Genomic DNA, 3,715 nt, shown 5'->3' with positions numbered 1-3,715 from the left:
GTTCGATCTGGTGTCGGCCCGCCTCATCAAGGAGCACGTGGTCCGGCCCACCGGAGTGACGATGCGCCCGTCCCTTCCCCGTCTCCGGGGTGGGGCGGTCTACGTGATCGACGCTCGCACGGGCGATCTCACGCAGTTGCGCAGCGCGCTCACCCGGATCCAGCAGGGCCTGGCCGACGATCACGTAACGGTGCAACCACTCGCGGCGCTGCAGCACTGAGCGACCCGAGAAGGGGAAGGAGCGAGGGTGCCCACGAGCGCCGAGATCGAGGCGATGCTCACCGGCCCAGCTGGGGCCTTCGAGGTGGCTACCGAGGTAGTCAACGGCGTCCCCACCAGGGTCTACAAGAACCGCATGGCGTCGCTGCGCGAGGTCGCCGAGTTGGCGGCGGGGCGTGGGGATGAGCAGGCTTTCATCGTCCACCGCGGGCGTCGCATCGGCTTCGCCACGTTCCTCGAGCAGGCCCACGCCGTCTCCCGCTCCCTGGCCGGCTCGTTCGGTGTCGAGCGTGGCGACCGGGTCGCCGTGCTGTCGGCCAACAACCCGGAGTGGTGCCTTTCCTTCTGGGGCACGGTGGGGATGGGTGCAGTGCTGGTCGGCCTCAACGGTTGGTGGAAGACCGACGAGATCCTCTACGGGCTGAGGCACTGTGGCGCCAAGGTCCTCGTTGCCGACGGACCCCGCTTTGCGAGGGTGATGTCGGACCTCGACAGCTGCCCGGACCTGGAGGCGGTGTTCCTGATCGACGCCGACCCGTCGGATCTGGGGGGCGCCGACAGGCGAGTGCGGCCCTTCGAGGAGCTGCTGAAGGGCTCCTCCGCAGATACCGATCCCCTGACGACTCCGATCGACGAGGACGACCCGGCGGTGATCTTCTATACCAGCGGGACGACCGGCCGGCCCAAGGGTGCGGTCTCCACCCACCGCTCGATGGTGGCGAATCTTCAGAACACGCTCTACAACGCGCTGGCTGGCGCCATGGCCGATCCCGAGGGCGGGTCGGCGTTCGGTGGCGCGCAGATCGCCAGCTTTCTCTCTTCGCCGTTGTTCCACGTGTCCGGCTGTCACTCGGGACTGGTCGTGGGGATGGTCAGTGGTATCAAGCTGGTGATCCCCGACGGCCGGTTCGATCCCGAGGGCGCCATGCGGCTGATGCAGGACGAGCAGGTCACGGTGTGGGCGACGGTGCCCACCATGATCTGGCGGGTCGTCGAGCACCCGGCGCGCCACGACTACGACCTGAGCTCGGTGACCACAGTGGCCTACGGCGGGTCGCCGTCGGCGGCCGAGCTGCAGCGCCGGGTGGAGGAGACGTTTCCGAACGTGCGGACGATGGGCAACGCCTACGGTCTCACCGAGTCGAGCTCGGTGGCGACAGTGAACTGGGGATCCGAGCTGGTGAACCGCCCCGACTCGGTGGGGCGGGCGCTTCCGGTGGTGGAGGTGCGGGTCGTCCAAGGCGACGGCAAGGACGTGACCACTGGCGACATCGGCGAGATCTGGATCAAGGGCCCGATCGTCATGCCCGGCTACTGGAACGACCCCGAGGCCACCGCCGAGACGGTCACCGACGGCTGGCTGCACTCGGGCGACATCGGTTACCTCGACCGCGACGGGTTTCTCTACGTGACCGACCGGGCCAAGGACATGATCATCCGCGGCGGCGAGAACGTCTACTGCGTGGAGATCGAGAACCGCCTCATGGAGCACTCCGACGTGGCCGACGCGGCGGTGATCGGGGTGCCGCACCCGACACTGGGCGAAGAGGTGAAGGCGGTGGTCCGACCCGAGCCGGGCGCATCGGTGACCGAGGACGGGCTGCGGGCTTGGGTGGCCGAGGCACTGGCCGACTTCAAGGTGCCCGCCTACGTCGAGCTGCGAGCCGAGGTGCTGCCCCGCAACGCGGCGGGGAAGCTGATGAAGGATGTTCTGCGGGGCCGCGGCGAGGTGGGTCTGGCCGAGACGATGTAGCGGGTCGCGCCGAATCGCCTCGGGCGCGACGTTCGGGGTCTACTCCGATTGCACCCATGGTCGAAAGTGGTCGCCGCGATGGTGAGCGTCGCGGCCCCTATTCGCCGAGATGTGAAGCACGCGGGTAGTTCGGAGCTCGGCCTCCGGGTCAGGCGATGTCCCAGACCATGCGCAGCGGAGACTCCTCGTCGAGCAGCTCGACGGGGCTGTGCTTGTCGATGTGGCCGATGAGACCGGTGTAGACGCCGTAACCCACCAGCTCGCGCAGGCGGGGGGAGAATCCCTTCACGGTCTCGGGCGGGATGCCGAGCTGCTGGTTCTCCTGCTGGCGGATGTAGCCGGCGCAGTAGTTCATGGCGATCCCCACCCGCCGCTGGCCCGTCTGGTTCGCCCCGCCGCCGTGCCACAGACTCCCGTGCCACACGAGCACACTGCCCTTGGGCATCTCGGCGGGGATCGACTCGTACGACTTGAAGAGGTCGGGGGAGTGGTCGAGCAGGTGCGAGCCGGGCAGCAACCTGGTGGCGCCATTGCTCTCGGTGAAGTCGGTCAGCGCCCACATGGTGTTGCACACCGTGGGCGGGTGCGGCTTCGGCAGCGGGATCAGCTGGTCATCGGCATGGATCGGCTGCGCCGTCTCGCCGGGGCCGATGTCGATCGAGGACAGCGATGACACCAGGCACCCGGGGTCGAGCACCCCGTCGACGATGGGCAGCACGTTGGCGTGGACGGGTATCCGCTCGTACAGGGCGCCGTGCACGAGGAGGTTGTAGACGCGCAGCGTCTCGGTCCCCTCGAACTCGTTGGACGCCGGCTCGATACCCAGGCCCCGGACGAGCCGGCCGAGATCGTCCACCAGGGCGTCGATGAGGTCGGCCTCGATGGCGTCCTCCACGATCGTGTAGCCCACCTCGGCGATACGCTCCGCGTGGCCCGAGGCGGTGGCGGCGTCCATGGTCCCTCCCAGGTGCAGACGCTGCTCAAGCTACTACGGGGGGTTGTCGGGGGCCGCCTGGGTGATATGGTCATCGGTCCGGGCCGTTGGCGCAGTTGGTAGCGCGCTTGCATGACGCGCAAGAGGTCAGAGGTTCGAGTCCTCTACGGCCCACCAAAAAGCCCAGTTCAGAAGGCATGTCTGACCGGTCGCTTCTCCGCCTCCCCCCGACGTAGCCACTTTCAACGTAGCCTTTGGATCATTGGCTACGTTCTGTGCTGAGGGCGGAGGTACGCGGTGGCTGGGAAGGCGACAGTCCGGTGGAACGATGGCGCGCAGCGGTGGATGGCGTGGGTGCGGTTCCCCGACGGCTCGCGGCGGAAGGTGGAGCGTCTCGAGAAGGCCGATGCGCAGGCGGATCTCAACGTGCTGCTGGCCCAGCGGGCGGCCGCGGGGAAGCCGGTGCCCCGTCGTCAACGCTTGGCCTCTTTCAATGAGTTGATCGACAAGTGGCTCCAAGCCGGTTGCCCGAGCTCGACACCCGGTGCTCGCACTCGCCACGCCAAGCGGAAGTCACCCAACACCATCGCCAATGCCGAGTGCCTGCTGGCGACGAATGTGCGTCCGGCGCTGGGCGCGCTCTGGGTCGATCGGACGACGACGGAGCGTATAGAGAGCCTCTTCGCTCGCATGGCGGAGGCTGGCTATGCGACGAGCACCATCGACCGGACGTGGGGCTACCTCAACCAGGCGTGCCAGTACGCGCTCCGCGGTCGCCGGATCAGGACCAACCCTGTCCAGGACGCGCT

4 protein-coding genes and 1 tRNA gene are annotated in these 3,715 nt (G+C 67.9%); 4 read left to right on the top strand and 1 reads right to left on the bottom strand.

What is annotated here, in order from left to right; genetic code table 11:
* Positions 1 to 220, top strand: a 220-nt coding sequence (locus tag VGF64_11725) for a hypothetical protein (protein ID HEY1635419.1), incomplete at its 5' end; no start/stop codon positions are given.
* 27 nt (positions 221 to 247) lie between these two features.
* Entirely contained in the window at positions 248 to 1,972 is a 1,725-nt protein-coding gene (locus VGF64_11720) for a class I adenylate-forming enzyme family protein (protein HEY1635418.1), read from the top strand.
* Positions 1,973 to 2,120: 148 nt separating this feature from the next.
* On the opposite strand, the gene VGF64_11715 is transcribed toward VGF64_11720, so the two are convergent.
* The gene (locus VGF64_11715) at positions 2,121 to 2,927 is read right to left on the bottom strand and encodes a phytanoyl-CoA dioxygenase family protein (protein ID HEY1635417.1); all 807 of its coding nucleotides are present in this window, start codon (positions 2,925 to 2,927) and stop codon (positions 2,121 to 2,123) included.
* A gap of 80 nt (positions 2,928 to 3,007) precedes the next feature.
* On the opposite strand from VGF64_11715, the gene VGF64_11710 reads away from it, so the two are divergent.
* Both VGF64_11710 and VGF64_11705 read left to right on the top strand, forming a co-directional pair.
* Positions 3,008 to 3,083, top strand: a tRNA-Val gene (locus tag VGF64_11710).
* Positions 3,084 to 3,203: 120 nt separating this feature from the next.
* A partial coding sequence (locus VGF64_11705; GenBank protein ID HEY1635416.1) for a hypothetical protein occupies positions 3,204 to 3,715 on the top strand: 512 nt, incomplete at its 3' end.

Source organism: Acidimicrobiales bacterium (assembly GCA_036491125.1).
Lineage (GTDB): Bacteria > Actinomycetota > Acidimicrobiia > Acidimicrobiales > AC-9 > AC-9.
Note: the sequence above shows the minus strand (reverse complement) of the source record. Positions and strands in the feature narration are given on the sequence as shown.